Source organism: Brenneria izadpanahii, from assembly GCF_017569925.1.
In the GTDB taxonomy this organism is placed as follows: domain Bacteria; phylum Pseudomonadota; class Gammaproteobacteria; order Enterobacterales; family Enterobacteriaceae; genus Brenneria; species Brenneria izadpanahii.
On record NZ_CP050854.1, the window covers coordinates 1,266,215 to 1,289,423 of the forward strand.

23 protein-coding genes are annotated in these 23,209 nt (G+C 50.4%); 22 read left to right on the forward strand and 1 reads right to left on the reverse strand.

Features of this window, described 5'->3' with window-relative positions; translation table 11 throughout:
* Positions 1-192: 192 nt before the first annotated feature.
* The 7 genes from lepA (at position 193) to acpS (ending at position 6,774) form a co-directional block, all read left to right on the forward strand.
* Complete coding sequence (lepA, locus tag HC231_RS05725; RefSeq protein ID WP_208230103.1) at positions 193-1,992, forward strand: translation elongation factor 4; 1,800 nt, start codon at positions 193-195, stop codon at positions 1,990-1,992.
* Positions 1,993-2,008: 16 nt separating this feature from the next.
* Positions 2,009-2,968 (forward strand): signal peptidase I, encoded by a 960-nt coding sequence (lepB, locus tag HC231_RS05730; RefSeq protein ID WP_208230104.1) that lies wholly within the window; start codon positions 2,009-2,011, stop codon positions 2,966-2,968.
* Between the two features lie 282 nt (positions 2,969-3,250).
* Positions 3,251-3,931, forward strand: coding sequence for a ribonuclease III (gene rnc, locus HC231_RS05735; protein ID WP_208230105.1), 681 nt, complete (start codon positions 3,251-3,253; stop codon positions 3,929-3,931).
* Positions 3,928-4,830 (forward strand): GTPase Era, encoded by a 903-nt coding sequence (gene era / locus HC231_RS05740; protein WP_208230106.1) that lies wholly within the window; start codon positions 3,928-3,930, stop codon positions 4,828-4,830. Before rnc ends, era begins: the two co-directional genes overlap by 4 nt.
* A 14-nt stretch (positions 4,831-4,844) precedes the next feature.
* The gene (recO, locus tag HC231_RS05745; protein WP_208230107.1) at positions 4,845-5,582 is read left to right on the forward strand and encodes a DNA repair protein RecO; all 738 of its coding nucleotides are present in this window, start codon (positions 4,845-4,847) and stop codon (positions 5,580-5,582) included.
* An 80-nt stretch (positions 5,583-5,662) separates the two neighbouring features.
* On the forward strand, positions 5,663-6,394 hold the full coding sequence (gene pdxJ, locus HC231_RS05750; protein ID WP_208230108.1) for a pyridoxine 5'-phosphate synthase: 732 nt from the start codon (positions 5,663-5,665) through the stop codon (positions 6,392-6,394).
* Positions 6,394-6,774 (forward strand): holo-ACP synthase, encoded by a 381-nt coding sequence (gene acpS, locus HC231_RS05755; protein ID WP_208230109.1) that lies wholly within the window; start codon positions 6,394-6,396, stop codon positions 6,772-6,774. Before pdxJ ends, acpS begins: the two co-directional genes overlap by 1 nt.
* Before the next feature lie 2 nt (positions 6,775-6,776).
* Here the strand turns inward: acpS and HC231_RS05760 are convergent, their stop codons facing one another.
* On the reverse strand, positions 6,777-7,037 hold the full coding sequence (locus tag HC231_RS05760; protein ID WP_208230110.1) for a YfhL family 4Fe-4S dicluster ferredoxin: 261 nt from the start codon (positions 7,035-7,037) through the stop codon (positions 6,777-6,779).
* 348 nt (positions 7,038-7,385) lie between these two features.
* Between HC231_RS05760 and pdeH the strand changes: the two genes are divergently transcribed.
* The 15 genes from pdeH to HC231_RS05835 all read left to right on the forward strand — a co-directional run bounded on the left by pdeH (position 7,386) and on the right by HC231_RS05835 (position 23,175).
* Entirely contained in the window at positions 7,386-8,177 is a 792-nt protein-coding gene (gene pdeH / locus HC231_RS05765) for a cyclic-guanylate-specific phosphodiesterase (protein WP_208230111.1), read from the forward strand.
* Between the two features lie 813 nt (positions 8,178-8,990).
* Positions 8,991-10,505 carry a sensor domain-containing protein gene (locus HC231_RS05770; RefSeq protein WP_208230112.1) on the forward strand — a complete coding sequence of 505 codons (1,515 nt, stop codon included), beginning with the start codon at positions 8,991-8,993 and terminating at the stop codon, positions 10,503-10,505.
* Between the two features lie 705 nt (positions 10,506-11,210).
* Positions 11,211-11,408 (forward strand): Flp family type IVb pilin, encoded by a 198-nt coding sequence (locus tag HC231_RS05775; protein ID WP_208230113.1) that lies wholly within the window; start codon positions 11,211-11,213, stop codon positions 11,406-11,408.
* A gap of 24 nt (positions 11,409-11,432) precedes the next feature.
* Entirely contained in the window at positions 11,433-11,960 is a 528-nt protein-coding gene (locus tag HC231_RS05780; RefSeq protein ID WP_208230114.1) for an A24 family peptidase, read from the forward strand.
* Between the two features lie 83 nt (positions 11,961-12,043).
* Complete coding sequence (cpaB, locus tag HC231_RS05785; RefSeq protein ID WP_208230115.1) at positions 12,044-12,973, forward strand: Flp pilus assembly protein CpaB; 930 nt, start codon at positions 12,044-12,046, stop codon at positions 12,971-12,973.
* A complete protein-coding gene (locus HC231_RS05790) occupies positions 12,963-14,318 on the forward strand; it encodes a type II and III secretion system protein family protein (protein ID WP_208230116.1) in 1,356 nt (451 codons plus the stop codon). Before cpaB ends, HC231_RS05790 begins: the two co-directional genes overlap by 11 nt.
* A 36-nt stretch (positions 14,319-14,354) precedes the next feature.
* Positions 14,355-14,765 (forward strand): CpaD family pilus assembly lipoprotein, encoded by a 411-nt coding sequence (locus tag HC231_RS05795; RefSeq protein ID WP_208230117.1) that lies wholly within the window; start codon positions 14,355-14,357, stop codon positions 14,763-14,765.
* A gap of 15 nt (positions 14,766-14,780) precedes the next feature.
* Positions 14,781-15,989 (forward strand): CpaE/TadZ family protein, encoded by a 1,209-nt coding sequence (locus HC231_RS05800; protein WP_208230118.1) that lies wholly within the window; start codon positions 14,781-14,783, stop codon positions 15,987-15,989.
* Positions 15,986-17,425, forward strand: coding sequence for a TadA family conjugal transfer-associated ATPase (locus HC231_RS05805; protein WP_208230119.1), 1,440 nt, complete (start codon positions 15,986-15,988; stop codon positions 17,423-17,425). The genes HC231_RS05800 and HC231_RS05805 overlap by 4 nt, the downstream gene beginning before the upstream one ends.
* The gene (locus HC231_RS05810; RefSeq protein WP_208230120.1) at positions 17,422-18,405 is read left to right on the forward strand and encodes a type II secretion system F family protein; all 984 of its coding nucleotides are present in this window, start codon (positions 17,422-17,424) and stop codon (positions 18,403-18,405) included. Before HC231_RS05805 ends, HC231_RS05810 begins: the two co-directional genes overlap by 4 nt.
* Position 18,406: 1 nt before the next feature.
* Positions 18,407-19,348, forward strand: coding sequence for a type II secretion system F family protein (locus tag HC231_RS05815; protein ID WP_208230121.1), 942 nt, complete (start codon positions 18,407-18,409; stop codon positions 19,346-19,348).
* A gap of 25 nt (positions 19,349-19,373) precedes the next feature.
* Positions 19,374-20,174, forward strand: a complete 801-nt coding sequence (locus HC231_RS05820) for a tetratricopeptide repeat protein (protein WP_208230122.1) — start codon at positions 19,374-19,376, stop codon at positions 20,172-20,174.
* Positions 20,161-20,547, forward strand: coding sequence for a TadE/TadG family type IV pilus assembly protein (locus HC231_RS05825; protein ID WP_208230123.1), 387 nt, complete (start codon positions 20,161-20,163; stop codon positions 20,545-20,547). Before HC231_RS05820 ends, HC231_RS05825 begins: the two co-directional genes overlap by 14 nt.
* Before the next feature lie 115 nt (positions 20,548-20,662).
* Complete coding sequence (locus HC231_RS05830) at positions 20,663-21,298, forward strand: TadE/TadG family type IV pilus assembly protein (protein ID WP_208230124.1); 636 nt, start codon at positions 20,663-20,665, stop codon at positions 21,296-21,298.
* 20 nt (positions 21,299-21,318) lie between these two features.
* The gene (locus tag HC231_RS05835) at positions 21,319-23,175 is read left to right on the forward strand and encodes a TadE/TadG family type IV pilus assembly protein (RefSeq protein WP_208230125.1); all 1,857 of its coding nucleotides are present in this window, start codon (positions 21,319-21,321) and stop codon (positions 23,173-23,175) included.
* Positions 23,176-23,209: the final 34 nt, after the last annotated feature.

A 23,209-nucleotide genomic window follows, 5' to 3' on the forward strand; every position in this document is an offset into this window, starting at 1 on the left:
CAACCTGTCATTCTGCTATTTCGAATAAAACCGTCATAATCAGGGGTAATGCGCCGGACATGACTAGGTTTTCGGACGTTCGGCATGTAGAATGCAGCGGTTCAGGTGGAAGCTCGGCGCTGTTGTTTTCCGCCTAATGCGCATGCCCATCGGCAAGAATTTCAGGAATATCAAGGTAGAAAAATTTTTATAATGAAGCATATACGAAATTTCTCCATTATTGCCCACATCGACCACGGTAAGTCGACGTTGTCTGACCGCATTATCCAGATTTGCGGTGGTTTGACCGAACGTGAAATGGCTGCGCAGGTTCTGGATTCGATGGATCTGGAACGCGAACGCGGTATAACGATTAAAGCGCAGAGCGTGACGCTGGATTACAAAGCTCTGGATGGTCAAACTTATCAGCTAAACTTCATCGATACGCCAGGACACGTCGACTTCTCTTACGAAGTCTCCCGTTCGCTGGCCGCCTGTGAAGGCGCTTTATTAGTGGTTGATGCCGGTCAAGGCGTTGAAGCCCAAACGCTGGCGAACTGTTACACCGCCCTTGATATGGATTTGGAAGTGGTGCCGGTACTGAACAAAATCGATTTGCCTGCCGCCGATCCGGATCGTGTAGCCCAGGAGATTGAGGATATTGTCGGTATCGATGCCGCGGATGCGGTGCGCTGCTCGGCCAAGACCGGTGTCGGCGTGCCTGACGTATTGGAACGTTTGGTGCGGGATGTTCCGCCGCCTCAGGGCAGCGAGGATGCGCCGCTACAGGCGCTGATTATCGACTCCTGGTTCGATAACTATCAGGGAGTCGTTTCACTGGTGCGCATTAAAAATGGTTCGATGCGCAAAGGCGACAAAATCAAAGTGATGAGCACCGGTCAGGTTTATAACGCCGACCGCCTGGGGATTTTTACGCCGAAGCAGGTCGATCGCGAGGTGCTCAACTGCGGCGAGGTCGGCTGGCTGGTTTGCGCCATCAAGGATATTCTAGGGGCGCCGGTCGGCGATACGCTGACGTTGGCTCGTCAGCCCGCGGAAAAAGCGCTGCCGGGATTTAAAAAAGTCAAACCGCAGGTATATGCCGGATTATTCCCCGTTAGTTCTGACGACTATGAGGCTTTCCGCGACGCGCTGGGTAAGCTGAGTCTGAACGACGCATCCCTGTTCTATGAGCCGGAAAGTTCTACCGCCCTGGGCTTCGGTTTCCGCTGTGGTTTCCTGGGGCTGTTGCACATGGAGATCATTCAGGAACGCCTGGAGCGTGAATACGATCTGGATCTGATCACTACCGCGCCTACGGTTGTTTATCAAGTAGAAACAACCAGCCAGGAGACGATTTACGTCGATAGTCCGTCAAAGCTGCCGCCGCTGAATAATATTCAGGAATTGCGCGAGCCTATCGCCGAATGTCATATGCTGCTGCCGCAGGAATATCTGGGCAACGTCATTACGCTGTGTGTTGAGAAACGCGGCGTACAGACCAATATGGTTTATCACGGTAATCAGGTGGCGTTGACCTATGAAATTCCAATGGCGGAAGTGGTGCTTGATTTCTTCGACCGGCTGAAGTCGACTTCCCGTGGTTACGCTTCGCTGGACTACAATTTCAAACGTTTTCAGACTTCCGACATGGTGCGTGTTGATGTTCTCATCAATGGCGAGCGTGTGGATGCATTGGCTCTGATTACTCACCGGGATAATTCGCAGTACCGTGGCCGCGAGCTGGTGGAGAAAATGAAAGATCTGATTCCGCGCCAGCAGTTTGATATTGCCATTCAGGCGGCGATCGGCAATCACATTATTGCCCGCTCGACTGTTAAGCAGTTGCGTAAGAACGTACTGGCGAAATGTTATGGCGGTGACGTCAGCCGTAAGAAAAAACTGTTGCAGAAACAGAAAGACGGTAAGAAACGTATGAAACAGGTAGGTAACGTTGAATTACCGCAGGAAGCCTTCCTGGCTATTCTTCACGTTGGCAAAGACAACAAATAAATCCTGAGGAGTTGGCATGGCCAATATGTTTGCCGTAATTTTGGCGTTGGTAACGCTAATCACGGGAATTGTCTGGTGTTTGGATCGCTTTATGTGGGCACCGGCGCGCCGGAAGAAATTTACGGCATCAAGCGACGTGGCGGATAGCGCCGCATTGTCAAAAGCCGTTGCGCAACCAGGATGGGTTGAAACGGTCGCTTCGGTCTTTCCTGTCGTTGCGGTGGTTTTAATTGTGCGTTCATTTATCTATGAACCATTTCAGATCCCATCCGGTTCAATGATGCCGACATTACTGATTGGCGACTTTATTCTGGTGGAAAAGTATGCCTACGGTATTAAAGAACCGTTTACTCAGCATACCCTGATTGAAACCGGACATCCGAAGCGTGGCGATATTGCGGTATTTAAATATCCGTCCGACCCCAAGGTTGATTTTATCAAACGGGTAGTGGGCGTGCCGGGCGATCGCGTCAGTTATAATCCGTTAAGTAAGCAGGTGACGATTCAACCGGCCTGCGATGGCCGGCAATCGTGCGATAAAGCGTTGGCTGTCACCTATAATAATGTTCAGCCCAGTGATTTCGTTCAGACGTTTAATCAGCCTGAATTGGAATCCCGCAGCGGGTTTTATCAAATTCCGGTAGGTGAAAATAAAATCGACGGCGTGCGCATGGAAATACGCAAAGAGTCGTTGGGTAATGTGACGCATAATATATTGGTTGTTCCAGGCGTGCAGGATCAACTCGGCGGATATTATCAGCAGTCGCCACAACCGCTCGCAACCTGGGTCGTACCGGCTGGTCATTATTTCATGATGGGCGATAACCGCGATAATAGTCTGGATAGTCGTTATTGGGGTTTTGTGCCGGAAAAAAACCTTGTTGGCAAAGCAACAGCAATCTGGATGAGCTTTGAAAAACAAGAAGGCGAATGGCCTACCGGGGTTCGGCTGAGCCGTATTGGTAGTATTCATTAATCAATGGTAATAAACACGCAGCATTATTATGCTGCGCGTTGTAGAATATTTCCAGATATGAACGTTGGGCTCCCGGTCGGGGGCCTGTGCAAACGAAACAGTTTTGGCTGTATACCCGATAGACTTCAATATGCAGGATGCCCGGCGCCGGAGCGAATTCCGATGAGTCCGGCACATAAGCGGTTCGCGCCTGTTTTGAAGGATGACGGTATGGCTATATTAGCAAAGCAGGGCTGTTCCGTGTGCTGTTGTTTTTGACGCATTGTTGATCTATTGGTAACCATGAATCCCATCCTAATAAACCGTTTACAAAGAAAGCTGGGCTATACTTTTCAGCAGTACGACCTTTTGTTACAGGCTCTGACGCATCGGAGTGCCAGCAGTAAGCACAATGAACGACTTGAGTTTCTGGGCGACTCCATTCTGAGTTTTGTTATCGCAAATGCTCTGTATCACCGTTTCCCCAAGGTCGATGAAGGGGATATGAGCCGGATGCGGGCTACGCTGGTTCGCGGTAATACGCTGGCTGAAATCGCGCGGGAATTTGAATTGGGCGAGTGTTTGCGTCTGGGGCCGGGCGAGTTAAAGAGCGGAGGCTTTCGCCGCGACTCCATTCTGGCCGATACGGTGGAAGCGTTGATCGGCGGTATTTTTCTCGACAGCGATATTCAGACTATCGAGCGATTGATCCTGAATTGGTATCAAAGCCGTCTGGATGAAATCAGTCCTGGCGATAAGCAAAAAGATCCTAAAACGCGGTTACAGGAATTTTTGCAAGGACGTCACTTGCCGCTGCCAACCTATTTGGTTGTTCAGGTTCGCGGCGAAGCGCACGATCAAGAGTTTACTATTCACTGTCAGGTGAGTGGTTTTAGTGAATCGGTCGTTGGCACCGGTTCGAGCCGCCGGAAGGCTGAGCAGGCTGCGGCAGAACAAGCGTTGAAAAAACTGGAGCTTGAATGAGCGAAGAACAGACATACTGCGGTTTTGTCGCAATTGTCGGTCGGCCTAATGTCGGTAAATCTACATTATTGAATCAGCTGCTGGGGCAGAAGATTTCTATTACGTCGCGTAAGCCCCAGACGACACGGCATCGTATTATGGGTATTCATACCGAAGGGCCGTATCAGGCTATTTATGTGGATACTCCGGGGCTGCATATTGAGGAGAAACGGGCAATAAACCGCCTGATGAATCGTGCGGCCAGTAGCTCTATCGGCGATGTTGAACTGATTATCTTTGTCGTGGAAGGTACGCACTGGAACGATGATGATGAGATGGTCCTGAACAAATTGCGCGATCAGAAATGCCCGGTTCTTCTGGCGATCAATAAGGTGGACAACGTAACGGATAAAACCAAGCTGTTGCCGCACATTCAATTCATCAGTCAGCAGATGAACTTCCTGGATGTGGTGCCGATTTCTGCGGAGAAGGGCACGAACGTGGATACGATCGCCAGCATTGTGCGCAAACATTTACCGCAGACCGCGCATCATTTTCCGGAAGATTATATTACCGATCGCTCCCAGCGTTTTATGGCTTCGGAAATTATCCGTGAAAAGCTGATGCGCTTTTTGGGCGAAGAATTACCCTATTCAGTGACGGTGGAAATTGAACGTTTCGCGACCAATGAGCGTGGCGGCTATGACATCAATGGTTTGATTCTGGTTGAACGTGAAGGCCAGAAGAAAATGGTGATCGGGAACAAAGGCGCCAAGATTAAAACGATCGGCATTGAAGCTCGCCATGACATGGAAGAGATGTTTGAAGCCAAAGTTCATCTGGAATTATGGGTAAAAGTGAAGTCAGGTTGGGCAGACGACGAACGAGCGCTGCGCAGCCTGGGTTACGGTGAAGATTAGTAAGGTCTGCGCCGATGGAAGGCTGGCAGCGCGCATTTGTCTTACATGGGCGGCCTTATAGCGAAACCAGCTTGCTGCTGGATTTGTTCAGTGAAAGTGACGGCCGGGTTCGGGTGCTTGCGAAAGGCGCTCGGGCGCGCCGTTCCAGTCTGAAAGGGTGTTTGCAGCCGTTTACGCCTTTGCTGGTCCGCTGGAGCGGGCGGGGCGAAGTGAAAACCCTGCGCAATGCCGAGCCTGTATCGTTGGCTCTTCCTCTTACCGGTATCATGCTTTATAGCGGTTTATACGTGAATGAGTTGCTTGCCCGCGTTCTTGAGCATGAAACCAATTATTCCGCGCTCTTTTTTGATTATCTCAATTGTTTGCAACAGCTTGCTTCTCAGCACGCGTCGCCTGAGCCGGCGTTGCGCCGTTTTGAACTGGCTCTGCTGGGAAACCTGGGGTATGGCGTGGATTTCCTTCATTGCGCGGGAAGCGGTGAACCGGTAGCGGATACCATGACCTACCGGTATCGTGAAGAGAAAGGGTTTATCGCCAGCCTGATCGTCGATAACAATAGCTTTACCGGCTATGAACTGCGAGCGCTTGCGTCACGAGAATTTCCCGACTCAGCAACGTTGCGGGCAGCTAAGCGTTTTACGCGTATCGCGCTAAAACCTTATCTCGGCGGTAAGCCGCTGAAAAGTCGTGAACTGTTTCGCCAGTTTGTACCCAAGCCTGATTTACCGAAAACCCCGCCTTCTGATAAATAATCCTGCTTCACCTGTACCCAGGAATGAGAACATCGGTGTAAACTGCCTCGTATTACGCATTATTTTATCGAGGATTTATCATGTCTGAGCTGTTGTTGGGCGTTAATATTGATCACATCGCAACCCTTCGTAATGCCCGTGGTACTTCTTATCCTGATCCGGTTCAAGCGGCGTTTTTAGCGGAACAAGCGGGAGCGGACGGTATTACGGTTCATCTGCGTGAAGATCGACGCCATATCACCGACCGTGACGTCCGTATCCTGCGAAAAACCATTCAAACGCGTATGAATCTGGAAATGGCCGTAACCGAGGAGATGGTGTATATCGCCTGTGAATTGAAGCCCCATTTTTGCTGTCTGGTGCCGGAGAAACGTCAGGAAGTAACTACCGAAGGCGGGTTGGATGTCGCAGGCCAGCAGGAAAAAATGAACGATGCCGTCGCCAAATTAAGTCAGGCGGGAATTCAGGTTTCTCTGTTTATTGATGCCGATCACAAACAAATTGATGCGGCTGTCGCCTGCGGCGCGCCTTATATTGAGATTCATACCGGCGCCTATGCGGATGCGGTTGACGATCGGGTTCGTCAACATGAGTTTGAACGTATCCGGGAAGCCGCCGTTTATGCGGCAGGCAAAGGGTTAAAAGTGAACGCGGGTCACGGCCTGACATACCACAATGTACAACCTATCGCTGCTTTGCCGGAAATGCATGAGCTAAATATCGGCCACTCAATCATCGGACGCGCGGTCATGAGCGGATTGAGCGGCGCGGTGGCTGAAATGAAAGCGCTGATGCGGGAAGCGCGCCGCTAATGGCGATCCTTGGCCTCGGGACGGATATCGTCGAGATTGCCCGGATCGAATCTGTGATTGAGCGTTCTGGCGAACGTTTGGCGCGCCGTATTCTGACAGAAAACGAGTGGTCGCAATATCAGGAGCATCAGCAACCGGTTCGTTTTCTTGCCAAGCGTTTCGCCGTAAAAGAGGCCGCAGCGAAAGCCTTTGGCACCGGGATTCGTAATGGATTGGCTTTTGCCCAGTTTGAAGTCTTTAACGATGAACTGGGAAAACCCTGTCTGCGTTTTTTCGCCAAAGCATCCGAATTAGCTGCCCGCATGGGGGTAAAGCACGTGCATGTTACATTAGCTGATGAGCGGCGTTATGCTTGCGCGACGGTAATCATCGAGGGGTAAGCCTAAAGTTTGTCAGCATGGTGCATTAACACATATTTATCCCACAGTTGCTCACTGTTTTCCTGATGATCGGGATCCTTGATGATGGTATTGTCGATCGGACACACTTTCTGACAGGTTGGTGTGTCGTAATGTCCGACACACTCTGTGCATCGTGCTGCATCAATTTCGTAAATGTCCATTCCCATCGATATCGCCTGGTTTGGGCATTCCGGTTCACACATATCGCAATTGATACATTTATGGGTGATAAGTAACGCCATGATAATCTTCTACCTTACAAACAGGGCGCAGATTATACCTGCTGAGCGTCGTTTAAACACGCGCAACTGTGATTGATGTGTGAAGTTATGGGGTGAAATAATCATCTGTTCGTTAAATTGATTCCGAGTTTATGCTTTAGACTATGCATATCGACTGATATGGCTGGGACTCTATGGTTTTAATCTGTTGATTTAAAAATCAAATTAAGTTAATTATGATATTGATCTTCGTGTTCTCATTGTAATATAGGCATGAGGCCACTGTATTGCCGATAAAGTTTGTGCCTGGGTCGTCGATAACGATGTAACCTGTATGATGTAGTTTTTATAATTAACAATGTCAGTCTAATGGCGGAACTCATAGTGCAGCAGGAAGGGAATGTTAATCAGTTTGGGCTATTATTTCCTCAGCAAGGGGATGCTGAGCCATTGGATTCTGATTATTGGAATCAATGCCAACGGCGGTATACCTTTCAGCCTATTTACCGAACATCAGGTAAACTTATGGCTATCGAGTTGTTAACCTCGGTTTTTTCCCCAACCTTGCCACAAAAATCTATCTCTCCTGAAAAATACTTTGCCAATATCAATGTCGAAGAACGCTTACAGATTATTGTAGAGCAACTGCAGCTTTTATCGCATTGGAACTTGCGTTTTACCCGTGATGATCTGCTTGCTTCAGTCAATATCGATGGAATGACGTTGCTTGCCTTGCAGAAGAGTCACGAAGCGAAGCGCCTAATCTCTTCCATGCCATGGATTCGTTTTGAAATGGTAGAAAATCAAGGAGGATTGCCAAAAGAGGCATTAACGAAACTCCCTGAAGCACAAATGTTATGGTTAGATGACTTTGGTTGCGGAGTGGCAAATTTTTCATCATTAATGTTAGCGCAATATGACTGTATCAAAGTTGCCCGCGAGCTCTTTATTTTGTTGCAGCAAAGCGGAGAAGGGCGCGAGGTCTTTCCTGCGTTAATCGCGTTACTTGCCCGTTTTTGTAATTATGTCGTTATTGAAGGGATTGAAACACCGGAAGAATGGGCCGTTGTTAAGTCTTCCTGTGCTGATGCCGCTCAGGGATATTATCTTTCTCGTCCCCAACCATTTGATAACTTTGAGGCGCTAAAAACTGAATTTTGAATAAGAATAAGATCTATCTCATGAACATTTAATAATGTGACAGCAATATAATCCATTCTAAATTTGCTGTTTATTCACCTTCTATTTCCCTCTTTTTAATTACATTAATTTATTTAATGTCCGTTAGTAGTGCGAAATAATGGGCGTGTCGCGATAAAAGTTTTAATGATTATAAATGATTAATTATTTTGCTAATATTGTATATTTTATTGTTTTATTCTCGTTTTTTTGTTGCCATTCGTGATTTATGTTGTTAATGGGGCTTGAGTGAGTTTTTATGACTAGTCGCTATGATCATGATGATTACGATTGGTGATTTGTTAATTGAAATCCCCATTAAGATAACTAATTGATTTTTAATGATAAAAAAATCAATGTTTGTTATGAACGATCAAAAATCGCTTTATGATAGATTATGTTGATTAAAATGATGAGATTTATTGGTATAATTGATTTGCTTACGGATGATTGATGGTCAAAATGTACCACCATGCAAGTCATGGAATACTTATTAATTTCATTAGATAAACTTATAACGCAAGCATTACTAATATTAAATTAAAACACTTTTTTGGGGTTTGTAGACCTCATTTGCACACAGTGATATGCGGGGTTTTTATGTTGATGTTTCCATGTTTTTGAATCCTCCGGTTGTCTGGAGCATTTTTTCCTTCATCCTTTCTGCTCTCCGGAAATGCGCCGATTATCCTGCCAAACGGCAGCGTCAGGAAAAGTGGCTATTACCGGGATTTTTTGTTGTCAGTGCTATGACTTGCACGATCAGGACCGCTCGGGCCTGAGGAGAGTGTTATTGTGTATGAAATAATAATAACCATACTAATACTGCTTCTATTATATTCTTCTATAAAAAATAGAAAAATTAAAGGGAAGTTGAACTCTGAGCAGAAAAAACAAGATTTTCTAAACATGATTTTCTTTGCGACGGAATATGGTCCTGCTTCCGTTATGATTGCGGACGAAAATTGTGAAATCGTTTATGTAAATCGTCAGTTTGTTACCATGTCCGGTTATATGCCCGATGAGGTTATTGGTAAAAAAACGAATATACTAAGTTCAGGTATGACTAACGCCGCTGTTTATGAGGATCTATGGTCTACTTTAAATAGAGGTGAAGTCTGGAGCGGGGAGTTTGTTAACCGCCGGAAAGATGGGCAGTTGTATTGGGAAAAGGCCAATATTGCCAAGATTTATAATAAGACCAACGATTCAATGCATTACGTTGGGGTTAAGATTGATATCACGGAGAGAAAAATACAGGAGCATCACGATAACTCCTATAATCGGGCATTGGAGCTCTTATCAAGCGGGGCGCCGTTAAAAGATATTCTTGATGCCATCATATTTAGCGTAGAAGAGAAAAATCCCGGCCGCATCGTCTGCTCGGTGTTACTGGTAGATAAAGAAAAAAAATGCCTGACCTTAGGGTCGGCGCCCAGCCTGCCCGGCTTTTATAAAAATGCCATTCATAACGTCAAAATCGCCGATGGCGTTGCTTCATTCGGGACGGCCGCTTATACCGGTAAACGTGTGATAACCGATGATATCTCCGTCCATCCCTATTGGTCGCTACATAAAGGTCTGGCGCTATACGCCGGTTTCCGCTCATGCTGGTCTGAACCTATTTATGGACAGAATAAAGAAGTATTAGGCGTATTGAGCGTTTATCATCGCAAGGTGTATGTACCTAATGATGAGGAAATTTTTTCCATTGAGAAATCGGCTCAATTAATATCCATTGCTATAGAACGCTATCGCGCCATTGATATGCTGCGGCGTAGTGAGGAACATTATCGTCAACTGGCTCATTATGACTCATTAACGTCATTGGCTAATGGTTTGACGTTTGCCGAACAAATGGAACAGGCAATCTTGTTGTCTAAGCAAACAGGTAGAAAGATTGCGTTAATGTTCCTCGATCTTAATAAATTTAAGCAGATAAATGACTCCTTCGGTCATGCTGTCGGCGATCTGCTCTTAAAAGAAGCCGCTGCGCGGATGCGTGAGGCCGTAAGAGACTCCGATACGGTGTATAGGCGCAGTGGTGATGAATTCATTATTCTGTTGCAAGGCATTAAGGAAGTGGATAACACTTTGTACGTTGCTGAAAAAATTCATCATGCGTTAAATAAGCCCTTTATTATTGAAGGGAAGACGATGGATATCTCCTGTAGCATCGGGATCGCGCTCTATCCAGAACACGGTACAGATTCCCTGACGCTTGCCATTAATGCCGACTCGGCAATGTATCAGGCGAAAGCGATGGGATGTGGTCAGACGCAAATTTATCATGATTTAAGTAACCACTAATAATGCAGTAACTGCAATTATTATTTTTGAATTAATGTTTTTCTTCATGTATCGCCATACGATTCATTGCTGATGACGCTCCCGGTTTCGTCATCAGCGAAAATTCGTTTACGGATTTTTCCTGTAAAAAGTCGTGTTTCCCATTCCTTGAAATTGTTAATGTGCTTTTTAACTTAATTATCGCCGTAACCTTGCCATCGTCGCAGGAAAGACAACGTTGTCGCTCTGAATTATAGATATTACTAATGGTTGACGGAACTAAGTTGAATAAATTTCCACTATATATAGGGTACAGTAAGATTCGTGTCATTATTCGCCTATATAGTCGGCTATAAAGCGAATCTCTTATCTATCATTAACGCTAAAATAGTTGTGTTTATTAATAATTATTAAGTATTTATAATGTAACGTTTGCATGTAAGTTGTTGCGTTAATAGCATAAGAATTTGATTTTGTCTTGCATATGTTTGTGATGTTCATCAAATTTTAATGAAAACTTAACTCAAATTTATTGAGTTAGATCCCGGATTTGGATTAGGATTCGCTTGTCTTTTGAGGGTGTCATAAGGAAATTTTCATTATTACCCTTGGGCATTAAGTATAAGCAAATAATCTGATTCGGTGCTCTGTTGAGTTATTTACCCAGCGGGCTCGATTGCTTGTGCACGGATTTTTTAACTAATATTAATTTTTAAGGAATGAAAAATGATACGTAAATTATTTAATCTCTTAAAGAAGGATGAGCGCGGCGTATCGGCTCTGGAATATGCCATTCTGGCTGGAGTAATTGTGGTGGTGGTTGCCACGGCTCTTGGCACATTTGGCGGTAAGCTTAGTACCGCATTCTCTAATTTGGGTGACAAGATTGATACTCAAGTTAAAAAAACAACCACTACACAATAAAACAGAATAGTTTAATCGTTATTCATGCTTTTATTAAAGCTAATTATTACCGCGTTATTAATAGCCCTGTTCGGGCTATTAATACATGCCGATTTGACCCAACGACGTTTACCTAACCGCTGGATTGGTTATTACGCACTGTTGTTTCCTGTTTATGCCTGGACTCAGGAATTGAATTGGGTTCAATTTGCTATTCACGGTTTATTCGCCATCGTTATTTTTCTGCTGTTACTGTTGCCGTTTTTACGCGGCGGCATCGGCGGCGGCGATGTCAAGTTGGGTACGGTAGTGATGTTGTGGGCGGGGCCGCAGTCGGCGGCCTCCGTTTTGGTAGCGATCGGTCTGGTCGGTGCGCTGTTGGGCATTGCCGGATGGCTGGCGGATCTGCTGACGGATAGAAAACCGCAGGTTGCGTTGGATATTCCAGCTACAAAGCAACCCATGTCGCCTGGCTATATTCTGTCGGCGCGGCGAGGGGTGCCTTATGGCGTTGCACTGGTGGCCGGAGGGATAACGGCGTTAATCAGCCAGGGTTGGGGGCTATTGCCTTAATCCATCATCCATCCGACCGTTGGTTTTATTAACGACAGGTCGCTTTTTTGCCATCTGATCATCAAGCCGGGAGTGGCCTGTTGATGTCTTCAGTATTGAAATTTGCCTTAATTCTGCTTGCGGCGGCACTGCTGGCTGTAATTGCCCGTATATGGTTCGTCAGCGCCAATGTGCCGCCGGAAAAGCAGGTGCAGGTGCGCGTTGCCGCCGCTGAATTACCGGCCGGACTCTTGCTGCGCGAGGGGGATCTGGGCTGGAAAACCTACTCCGAGGACAACGTGCCGGAGGGCGCGCTGCGTGAAGGCAGCACCAGCGCCACTCTCAATGGCGCGTTGGTGCGCAAGCCGTTGTCACCCGGCGCGCTGATTCTGGACAGCGATGTTATCCGCCCTGACGCCCCGGGTTTTCTGGCCGCGGTATTAAAGCCGGGCATGCGCGCCGTTTCCGTGCCGGTGGATGAGGTTTCCGGCAATGCCGGACTGATTCAGCCGGGGGATTTTGTCGATATTATCCTGACCCAGAAGCTGAACCAGCAGGAAAACAATCACAACGGCAATACGCGGCAGGTGGTGAGCGAAACGGTGGTCGAGCGGGTGCGCATTATTGCCGTGGGTTCGAGTATCCAACGGCAAACGGAAGATAACGGTAAAGCCAACCGCGCGAGAACCGTTACGGTGGAGGTGGCGCCGCGCGCCGCCGAAGCCGTTACTGTAGCGGCGCAGTTGGGCAGTTTATCAATGGCGTTGCGTAGTTTTGCGTTGAAAGATCGGGATGCGGCAGATCAGGATGATGCGCTGAACGCAACGGCTTCGGTAGTGGCGTGGGACAGTACTCGCGATAAGGAAAGTCGTCCGGTTTGGGGCGGCGACGTTTCCCGCGCGTTGGGCGCAGGAGAATATGGGGCGCCAGCATCAGATTCGGAAGGGAAAATCACTCCGCCGAGATCACAACGGGTGATCATCATGCGCGGCAGTCAACGTCAGGAACAGGAGTTTGACACTTATGCTCGCTAGAATTTCATGGCATATGTTAGTGCTGGCGCTGGCCGGCTTATTATTGAGCGTGTCTGTCAAGACACAGGCGATGACGCTGTCCGTCGGCTCGGGGGAGCTGATTAATATATCCGGCGATATGGCGTCAGTATTTGTGGCCGATCCGGAAATCGCCGATGTTCAATCGCCGACGCCTGGCTCGGTGCTGGTGCTGGGTAAACGCGTCGGCACCACATCGCTGTACATACTGGATAGCGCCGGTAAGCAACTGGCGCAACGGACCATTATGGTAAGGCACAATTTGTCCGAGGTACAAACCACGTTACGGCAGCGTTTCCCGAAACTGCGTCTGACGCTGACCTCGTCGCCTGGCTCAATTATGGTGGCCGGCCAGGTGCCTAACGCCGAAACGGCCGAGGCGATTGCCCGCACCATTCGTCCCTACCTGAGTGAGAAAGATGAGTTGCTTAACCAGTTGTCGATCGCCAGTCCGGTACAGGTGCATCTGCGGGTTCGGGTCACCGAAGTATCGCGTTCGGTCACGCAACAACTGGGAGTGAACTGGGAAGTGCTTTCCAGTCCCGGTAACTTTCTACTTGGGTTGGGGGGATTAAGGGATTTTGCTTCAACCAATACAACTACAGGCGTAACGACCTATACCCGCGCCTCCAATAATTATGGCGTCATCGGCGGGTTCAAATCGGGCAGTACCTCGGTTGAGGCCATGGTTGACGCGTTGGATCAAGAGGGCCTGATCAGTATTCTGGCTGAGCCCAACCTGACCGCGGTTTCCGGTCAAACCGCCAGTTTCCTTGCCGGTGGAGAGTTCCCGGTGCCGGTTAGACAGGAGTCGGATACCACCACCGTCGAATTCAAACCGTTTGGCGTCGCGCTCGATTTTACTCCCACAGTGTTGGGGGACGATCGCATCAGTCTCAAGGTTCGTCCTGAAATCAGCGAGATCGATACCAATAACAGTATTGTGGTGGATGGACTGAGCGTTCCGGGCATCTCCGTGCGACGGGTGGAAACCACGGTAGAACTGGCCAGCGGACAGAGCTTCGCCATCGGCGGGTTATTACAGAACAACGTCAGCGACGTGCTTTCCAAAGTTCCCGGCCTGGGCTCTATTCCGGTGCTGGGCAAGCTGTTTTCTTCTTCGGATTACCAAAACAATAAAAGCGAGTTGGTGGTTATTGTGACGCCGTATCTGGTGCGCCCGACAGCCGCCAACCAACTGGCGACGCCGTTGGATAGCATGAGAGCCAATTCCGACATCGAATATATCGTGAATAAAAAGACCGGCGTCGACCCCTTGCAGAATAAGGTTCCCCGTTTAACGGGATCGGCCGGTTTTGTCTATTAACGTTTCACTGTCGCAGATACCAAAGGGAGTATGAGGATGGTTATGTTTAGCGAACTGCGTCGATATCTCGTTTTACTGTTTATCGGCGGGACGATAGGCGTGCTGACCGGCTGTAGCTCATGGCAGCGGGATGATGACGGTATGCCGGATGTTTCCTCTATCAAGTTGCAACAGCGAGGTAAGGCATGGGTGGCGGTCCCGCCGGATTGTCAGAGCATGCTGCAACCTAAGCGTGACTGGCGTGATGACGATCGCTGGCGAATCGCGTTTGGCTGCGCGACTTACACCAATCTGGCGGTTAGCCTGGCGCGTCCGCAGGATCTGGCTGCGCCGCGGCGGTATAGCGGTATGCAGGCGGATGCGGCGGCGCTATCGGTAACGCGCTATCGCGAAAATAAGGTTGAACCACTGCGGGAAACCGAATCTACAGAGAAAACCAGCGATTAAAACGGATACGAACATATGAGTGTTCTGGGTGATAAAGAGCGTGGTGAACTGCGCGTAGTGAATTTTGCGGCCTTTGTGTTGGATGCGGACAGTAAAGAGGAATTAACTCGTTTTCTCAAAACCAGTACGGTGACCGATAGCCGGGTCGAGCGTGGCAATATTGACGATGCCATCGACTGGCTGAAGAAAATGGGCCGTTCGCCCCAGCGTCTGCTGGTGGATATATCCGGCTCCAGCGGACCTCTGGATGAACTGGACCGGCTGGCCAATGCCTGCGAGCCCTCGGTGCAGGTGTATGTGGTGGGGGATCGTAACGATATCGGGCTTTATCGCAATCTGTTGCAACGCGGCGTGCAGGATTATCTGGTGAAACCACTGGGAACCGAATTGCTGCGCCGGGTGCTGGAGGAAAGCGATCATAATCCGGTACGGCAGCGGCGGCTTGGCAAATCTATTGCGGTTGTCGGTACCCGAGGGGGAGTGGGAACCACCAGCGTTGCGGTGCATTTAGCCAGGCAGCTATCCGCCGGCGGCGCTCATCGGCGCGTGGTTTATATCGACCTCGATTTTTACGGTGGTTGCGGCATTAGCATGTTGGGCCTGGCGGGAGGAAACTCGCTGGTCGAGATCCTGGGAAATGTCAGTCGGCTGGATCTTCAGTATCTGGAACGAACGCTCAGTACCGCGGATAACCGCTTATACGCGCTGGGCGCCGAACTGGATTACATGGAACCCTATGAGGTGACGGAAGGGGGGTTGGGAGAATTGCTGACGACGCTGAGCCAGCATTTTCACTATGTCGTTCTGGATGTGCCGCAGCGAGGCGGAAGTCTGGCGTCAGAGGCTTTTTATCATGCCAGTCTGGCCTGCATCGTTGCGGAGCAGTCGGTCTACTCGGCTAGAACTTTGGTTCGGCTGGCGCGCCATATTGAGGCGCACCCTAATCCGGCGACGGTCTACAACATTTTGAATCAGCCACAGCCGTTGAATCGCAATAAAGTTAATAGCAACGATTTTATTAAGACGGTGGATCTGCCGGTTGCGGTACAGATCGGCTATGACGCACAGTCCTTGTCGCTGGCGGAAAATCTGGCGGAAGACCTGCCGGAACGCAGCGAGTTCGCCCAGGGAATAAAGCAGCTTGCCAGCATCTTGACCGGCGAAGCGCAAAGCAAACCCAAAACGGCATGGTGGCCGTCTCTGAGTCTTAAGAGGTCTTCATGAGTTTTGGCCGTAAACCCGTAGAGCAGGTCAATGTATCGCCGCCACATGAAATCATACCGGCAACGGATGTTCGCAAGCCGAGCAAACCAGCTAACGATGTTCTGACCGATCGGGAGGCGCAGTTGGACAAGGAACTGCCGGTGGCGACTTACCGTTTGTCGGGCAATGCGGATACGGTGGTGCGCTCCGTACATTATGCCCAGATACGGCAGACCGTTTTTGCCACCATCGATGTCTCCAGCGCACTGCAACGTACCCGTGATGAGGTGCGGCTCGATGTGGAAACGATCATCGCGGAAACCGTGGTTGCGGAAGGTCTGGCGATGACGCAAAGCGAACAGAAGCTGATGGGACAGGAGATCCTCAATGACATGTTCGGTGTCGGACCGATTGAGCCGTTGTTACAGGATGACACTATTTCCGACATCATGGTAAATGGTCCGGATCAGATTTATGTGGAGCGTTTCGGCAAACTGGAGCTGACGCCGCTGAAATTTCGCGATAACGCGCATGTGGTCAGCGTCGCGCAGCGTATTGCCTCATCGGTGGGGCGGCGGGTGGATGAAAGCAGCCCGATGGTGGATGCCCGTCTGGCTGACGGCAGCCGGGTCAACGTGATTCTACCGCCGCTGGCGATTGACGGCGCGTCGATCTCGATTCGTAAGTTTTCGCGTAAAAACCTGACGCTGCAACGGCTGGCGGCGAAAGGCAGCTTGTCCCCGGCAATGGCGCGGGTGCTGGAAATTGCCGCAGCCAGCCGGCTCAATATTCTGATTTCCGGCGGAACCGGTTCCGGCAAAACCACTTTGCTTAATGCGTTGTCGCGTTTTATCTCGGTTTCCGAACGCATCATTACCGTGGAAGATGCGGCGGAACTCCAATTGCAGCAGCCGCATGTATTACGGCTGGAAACACGGCCGGCCAATCTGGAGGGCAGCGGCAAAATAACGCAGGGAGACCTGGTGCGTAATGCCCTGCGTATGCGGCCGGACAGAATCATACTGGGAGAAACGCGCGGCGCCGAAGCGCTGGATGTGTTACAGGCGATGAACACCGGCCATGATGGTTCGATGACCACCCTGCACGCCAATAATCCGCGCGATGCCCTGATCCGTCTGGAAAGCATGGTGATGATGGCAAACGGCAATCTGCCGCTCTATTCCATCCGCCGCCAGATTGCCAGCGCGGTGCATATGATTGTGCAGGTTGAGCGTATGCGCGACGGCACAAGGCGCATTACCAGTATTACCGAACTGGCGGGCATGGAGGGTGATGTTATTGTGATGCAGGAACTATTCCATTTCAGCTATGACGCCGGCGCCTATGACGATGAAGTCCGCGGCACTTACGATAGCAGCGGCATGCGGCCCATTTTTGCCGAGCGCGCCCGCTATTTCGGCATGGAAACGGCACTATTGGAGGCGATGCATCCATGAGCGCAGCCGATGTTATCACCCTATTATGCTTTGCCTTTGCTGTGCTGCTTGGGCTGGCGATAACGATATTGATGGATGTGCTGCACCGCCGATCCGCCGTGCGTATCCGCCAGAGATTGAAAGAGCTCACGGGTTTATCGCGCCATGTTTCGCGTCAGAAAATCCTGCAGGATCTGGAACGGGCGCAAACGGAGGCACGACGCTATCGTCGGCGCAAGGCGATGGGAACTTTGGGTTACTATTTTAACCGGCTCGATACCGTTGGCGGGCATCAGGGTAGCCGGGTATTGTTTGGCGCAGTACTGGCGACGCTGCTGTTGATGATCCTGTTGTTATTTCTCGGTTTTATCCCTATCACCTGGTGGAGCGTATCGGCCGCGCTGTTACTGGCGCCGCTGACGGTTGCCGTTTCCCTTTACCGTAGACTGGTGGCGCGTTTTCAGGTCCGGTTTCTTAGTCAACTATCGGATGCGATGGATTCGATTACTCGCGCCAGTCAGGCGGGGATCCCGGTGGTGCAATCGATTCGCAACGTCGGAGAGCACTTCAATGCCCCGCTTGGGCCGGAGTTTCGCCGCATGGGTGATAGCCTGCTGCTGGGCAACGATATTCAAGAGGTAATGGATGATGCGGTGCTGCGTATTGAACTGCCTGATTTTGCTTTTTTCGCCGTTTGCCTTTCACTGCAGCGGGATACCGGCGGCTCGCTGGTCGAAGCGCTGGATAACTTATCCGGCATTATCCGTGCCCGGCGCGACCTGCGCTTGAAAACCAAGGCCATGACGGCCGAAGGGCGCTTATCCGGTATGGTTTTGACCGTGCTGCCTTTCTTTATCGCCGGCGCTTTGTTCGTGCTTAATCCTAATTATATTAGTGTGTTATTCGAGACGCCGACAGGACAGAACCTACTGTGGGCGGCGGGAATCATGCTACTGCTAGGGGTTATCTCGATTCGCAAGATCGCCAGCATGGAGGTCTGACATGATTCTGCTGCAACTGAGTTCCCTACTGTTTGCCGTGTTAGGCGTTGGGTTGTATCTATATGCCCGTACCAGTCGCAGGGCCAGACTCACGGAACGCATGCGTAGTGAAGTTATACGCAAGAGTACGCAGCTGTCGGTATTGACGCCGGCAGGGCAGCGCCGCCGGTTGGCTCAGCGTTTTATGAGCGCAATGAATTCGATCGGCAGGTCTGTCCCTCTGTTCAGTGTCGCCCAGCGCACGGAAATTGCCGGCAAACTGGTATCCGCCGGATTTCGTAACCCACAGGCGTTGATGGTAATGATTGCGCTGGCGCTGCTATCAACATTGCTATTGCTGACGTTGGTGGCGGTGTTTGTCTGGCCTTTGCTGGAGGGGCAGCGAATTTACGGCATATTGCTCTGCCTGGCGGCGGTCTACTTGGGCCTGCTGTTGCCGCGTGTTCTGCTGGACAAGATGGTGGTGCGGCGTCAGCGCATGATTCAGCAAGGTTTGCCGGATGCGCTCGATCTGTTGGTGATCTGCACCAATGCCGGGCTGGGGCTAAACAGCGCGATCCATCGGGTGGCTGTGGAAATCGAAGCGGTCTGTCCGGCGTTGTCGGATGAGTTGCGTTTAACCTCGGGCGAACTGCAGATCAGCAGTGATACTGAAACCGTACTGAAACGGCTGGCGCAACGCACGGGGTTGGAATCGATTCATACCCTGGTGAATACCTTGCTGCAATCCCGACAGTACGGTACGGCGATCACCCAGGCGTTGCGTATTCTGGCCCGCACCGAACGTACCGCCAGAATGATGAGGCTGGAAGAGATTGCCGCCAAACTGGCGGTGAAAATTACATTGCCGATGATGCTGTTTATTCTGCCCACGGTATTAATTGTGGCGGCGGGACCGGCGGTACTGGGATTGATATCATTTTTTGCACAGCAACAACAATGAAAAAACAATGGGAAGGGGAATACCGATGGATGGTAAATACCGAACGGTTATGGCGCTGGTTTTAGTGACGCTGCTTACGGGCTGTGCGGCTATGTATCCGTCTGCGCAGCACTCCGGCAAACGGATTCAAAGCCAGTCTGAGTTGGAGTCCGGCGATTTGCGTATCGCTTCCAGCGCGTTGCAGAGCGGGGATTTTAGTATGGCGATGTCGATTTATAGCCGTTTGGCGCAGAGCAATCCGGACGTTGTCGCCGTCTGGATGGGGCTGGGGGATGCTCATTTTCTACAGGGGGAATTTGGCGCGGCCAATAATGCCTATGTTAAAGCGCAACGGTTGGATCCGAAAAATATCGATGCCTGGTTAGGGTCGGCTCGGATCCTGGTTCGGCAACGCAATCTGCCGGAAGCCATCGTCCGTTATCAGTCAATCCTCACGCGTTTTCCAGACAACCCCCGGGCATTGTCCGGCCTGGGCGTTAGCTATGATCTGGCCGGGGATCATAGTCAGGCGCAGAGCACCTACCGGCGAGGACTACAGATCTATCCCGATGATACGGCGCTACGCAATAATCTGGGGCTATCGCTGGCGCTAGGCGGCAAACCGAGCGAGGCGATCAACATGCTGTTGGGAGTTAACGGCGTATCCGGCAAGTTGCCACAGGAGCGGGATAATCTGGCGCTGGCCTACGGCATGCTGGGACGGGACGACGCCGCCGAAGATATTCTGATGAGCAGCCAATCGCAGGATATGGTGCAGGATAATCTGGCGTTTTATCGCTATCTGCGTCAGAACATGGGGCAATTCGGTGCGAATGGCGATAAGTAACTTGAGGAAGGGCTGGTCGCGGTTGCGCCGCAACCAGCGAGGGGGTTCCGCGCTGGAGTATGCGCTGGCAGCGCCGCTATTGTTTGCGGTGATCTTCGTCGCCATTGAGGTGGCGTTCATCATGCTGGCGGATGCCCATCTGGATGTAGCCGCTAATCGCGTGGCGCGTATGGGGCGTCTCGGTATCACCGGGGAGTGCCGGCAGGCGGTGCGTAAGGTGATGAAAGATACCCTGTCGGTCTGGGTCAGCAGCGATAGTTCGATGTACACCGATGTCAAGATCTATACCCCTGAGGGCGATAATTCGTTCAGCGATATTGATAGCGACAATTATACCCCGGAGTGCGATAGCGGGGGGCGGGGGATATGGTGATCTATCGTCTGGGGTTCGATCGCCCCGGCCTGACCGGGTTTATTTCCTGGCTGGGGTTGAGCAAGGTGCGATTCGAGCGGGTCGTCCTGATCCAGAATGAGTGAGAAACCTGGTAATGAACATTTTTTCCCATTTTTGGCAATGTGGTATTCAACCGAGATTACAGCGTTTCCGGGGTGACAACCGGGGCGTAGTGGCGGTTGAGGCGGCATTACTTATTCCTATCGGGGTATTTGTCATTATCGCCTCATGGGAATTGTACCAATATTTCAGAACCGCGGCGGTGGTGGATCGCACCGCGTTTCTGGTGGCCAACAGCCTGTCCATGCAGCGTGAGCTACATGGCGGTACCGACTGCACGCTGGCGAATTCGGTGTGCACCTACAACACCATCGCCTCCGATTTAATGACGCCACTCGATTATAAAAGCAACGGCGGCATAGTTATTAGCCTCTATGCGGTTGAAACCGACGACGAAGGTGATAATCCGGCATGGAAAACTACGCCTGAGTGGCCTTCAAGAATCTATCGGGGCAGTGAGAATACACGCAATGTGGCTTCACAGCTTACGCCTCCGGCGGGATTCCCTGCTCCTGCCGTTAACGATACGGTGATCGCGGTGGAAGTTTTTTATGACTACACCCCGTTTGCCATCAGTTCGGCATTCTGGCAGGCGCTGGGCGGTGAAAAGCAAATTGTCAGCACGGTATTTTATCGTCCGCGCTTCAGTGCGTTGCGTGATCTGAAATGACGACGCGAAGGGATGGAACCATGATCATACTAAAGTGGTTTTTGCTTACCCTGCTGCGGGATCAGCGCGGGGCGGTCGCCCTGACCTATCTGCTATGTTTCCCGCTGATTTTACTGGCGCTGCTGGGGTCAATAGACTTTATCCGCTATAGCATGGCACAGGGTAAATTGCAGAACGCGCTGGATACGGCGGTGATTTCCGCCGGGCGCAATCTGGATACCTTTACGCCAGTTCCCACCGGTTCTGATGAAGAAGTCAAGTGGCGCGCCGACGCTAAAAGTTACTTCTTTAGCAATATGCCGCAGGGCTTTCTCGGCAGTTCCATTGCGGAAGATAATGTGGCCATCAACTACAGTGTGGAAACTGATGGATCAGATAACGCCACTGGAGCACAACTTGTTTCGATGACCGCCACCGGCACCCTGCCTCTGCTGGTGACGGGGATGATTAAGAAAACCGCGTTTAACCTATCGGCGACCAATGGGGCGGTACGCCGTACCCGCAGCGATCTGGAGATGGTGCTGGCATTGGATAATACCGGGTCAATGGCGAATGAGAATCGTATCGCCACTCTGAAAACCTCCGCGGCGCAACTGGTGGATACCGTGTTGGGCTCGGCGCAAGCTCTGGGGGGCAACAGCCAATCCTTTATTGGCATCGTTCCATTTGCCGACACCGTATATATCAGTCGGGAAAAAGTTCGTTGGTTGTCGTCTGATGCTCGGGCTCTTCCTTATATCGCCGCCGACAAGCACTGGGGTGGTTGTGTGGTAGAACCTTATGTTAATAATACTTTTAAAGCCGAGTCAGGACTGCCGGGCAGTTTTGAGCCGTTGATGACCGTTGGGACATTAAGTGAGGTCAATGGGTTAAAGACAACCGCTTATCTGAAAACGCGTGATGCGCCTGGTGCCAAAGACTATCGAATTTTGCCAGGTTCAAAGCCAAAGATTAGCGGCAATCGCAGTATTAGCGCGGAGCTTGAAAATGAATCAGGCAATATTATCCCTAAGTTCGCCTTTAATTCGGAGTATCTACAATGGCAGTATGGTTCCGTCAGAAATAATAACTGTCTGCAGAGCCGGGAGATGCTGTTCCTGTCTAATAACGTTGACGAGTTAAAGAATAAAATTAATGCAATGACAGTGGATGGACGCACAATTATCCCACTGGGATTATTGTGGTCATGGCGCATGCTGGATCCTAATTGGCGCGGCGATGACGGCTGGGGAGATAGAGAAAAACCGCATGATGCCGCGATAGGTCTCAATAAAGTGATTGTTTTGCTGACCGATGGCAATAACGGCCTCGATCCGATAACTAATAAAGCCAGTACCAGCGTCGGTGTGGTGATTGACGGCGAAAGGGATATTCCGGTGGATTACACCATCAGCTATCAATACCAGTTTAAAAAATCGAAAGATAGCGCGTGGTCGACAGACTCTGCCAGTCACACCTTTCATATTGACAAACTGAATGACGATAATACCCCTTACTTTACCTGCGGACCCATTTGTGCGTACGCCAACAGCTCTGACTTCAACTCACTTCGCGTCGGCAGCGAAACCGAGTTGAGCAACAGCAGTACGGAAATAAAACCCTATGGCAAACTGTTCCAGTCTGGGAGCGATTGGCAGGTAGGTAATACCACCCTGAATAATCTAACCGCTCGACTCTGCACCAATATCAGAGCCGAAGGGATTACCATCTACACGGTGGTGCTGGGTAGCGGCACCAACGCCAGCACGCAAGCACTGATGCAGAATTGTTCCAGCGGTACTGGCAGCCATTATTTTAACGCTACTAATGTGAACAATCTGCCGGCGGCGTTTGCCGCTATCGCCGCGTCCCTCACCGAACTGCGGCTCAACAAATAGTAAAGTGAACACGCGTTAAATATGCAAAATGCTG

Bases quoted from the DNA above. Each gene is read 5' to 3' on its own strand.
- HC231_RS05835 (WP_208230125.1), top strand. From the start codon at position 21,319: ATGATCATACTAAAGTGGTTTTTGCTTACCCTGCTGCGGGATCAGCGC.
- HC231_RS05825 (WP_208230123.1), top strand. From the start codon at position 20,161: ATGGCGATAAGTAACTTGAGGAAGGGCTGGTCGCGGTTGCGCCGCAAC.
- HC231_RS05800 (WP_208230118.1), top strand. From the start codon at position 14,781: ATGAGTGTTCTGGGTGATAAAGAGCGTGGTGAACTGCGCGTAGTGAAT.
- HC231_RS05810 (WP_208230120.1), top strand. From the start codon at position 17,422: ATGAGCGCAGCCGATGTTATCACCCTATTATGCTTTGCCTTTGCTGTG.
- HC231_RS05790 (WP_208230116.1), top strand. From the start codon at position 12,963: ATGCTCGCTAGAATTTCATGGCATATGTTAGTGCTGGCGCTGGCCGGC.
- recO (WP_208230107.1), top strand. From the start codon at position 4,845: ATGGAAGGCTGGCAGCGCGCATTTGTCTTACATGGGCGGCCTTATAGC.
- HC231_RS05805 (WP_208230119.1), top strand. From the start codon at position 15,986: ATGAGTTTTGGCCGTAAACCCGTAGAGCAGGTCAATGTATCGCCGCCA.
- rnc (WP_208230105.1), top strand. From the start codon at position 3,251: ATGAATCCCATCCTAATAAACCGTTTACAAAGAAAGCTGGGCTATACT.
- HC231_RS05830 (WP_208230124.1), top strand. From the start codon at position 20,663: ATGAACATTTTTTCCCATTTTTGGCAATGTGGTATTCAACCGAGATTA.
- lepB (WP_208230104.1), top strand. From the start codon at position 2,009: ATGGCCAATATGTTTGCCGTAATTTTGGCGTTGGTAACGCTAATCACG.
- cpaB (WP_208230115.1), top strand. From the start codon at position 12,044: ATGTCTTCAGTATTGAAATTTGCCTTAATTCTGCTTGCGGCGGCACTG.
- era (WP_208230106.1), top strand. From the start codon at position 3,928: ATGAGCGAAGAACAGACATACTGCGGTTTTGTCGCAATTGTCGGTCGG.
- lepA (WP_208230103.1), top strand. From the start codon at position 193: ATGAAGCATATACGAAATTTCTCCATTATTGCCCACATCGACCACGGT.
- pdeH (WP_208230111.1), top strand. From the start codon at position 7,386: ATGGCGGAACTCATAGTGCAGCAGGAAGGGAATGTTAATCAGTTTGGG.
- HC231_RS05780 (WP_208230114.1), top strand. From the start codon at position 11,433: ATGCTTTTATTAAAGCTAATTATTACCGCGTTATTAATAGCCCTGTTC.
- HC231_RS05815 (WP_208230121.1), top strand. From the start codon at position 18,407: ATGATTCTGCTGCAACTGAGTTCCCTACTGTTTGCCGTGTTAGGCGTT.
- acpS (WP_208230109.1), top strand. From the start codon at position 6,394: ATGGCGATCCTTGGCCTCGGGACGGATATCGTCGAGATTGCCCGGATC.
- HC231_RS05775 (WP_208230113.1), top strand. From the start codon at position 11,211: ATGATACGTAAATTATTTAATCTCTTAAAGAAGGATGAGCGCGGCGTA.
- HC231_RS05820 (WP_208230122.1), top strand. From the start codon at position 19,374: ATGGATGGTAAATACCGAACGGTTATGGCGCTGGTTTTAGTGACGCTG.
- pdxJ (WP_208230108.1), top strand. From the start codon at position 5,663: ATGTCTGAGCTGTTGTTGGGCGTTAATATTGATCACATCGCAACCCTT.
- HC231_RS05795 (WP_208230117.1), top strand. From the start codon at position 14,355: ATGGTTATGTTTAGCGAACTGCGTCGATATCTCGTTTTACTGTTTATC.
- HC231_RS05760 (WP_208230110.1), bottom strand. From the start codon at position 7,037: ATGGCGTTACTTATCACCCATAAATGTATCAATTGCGATATGTGTGAA.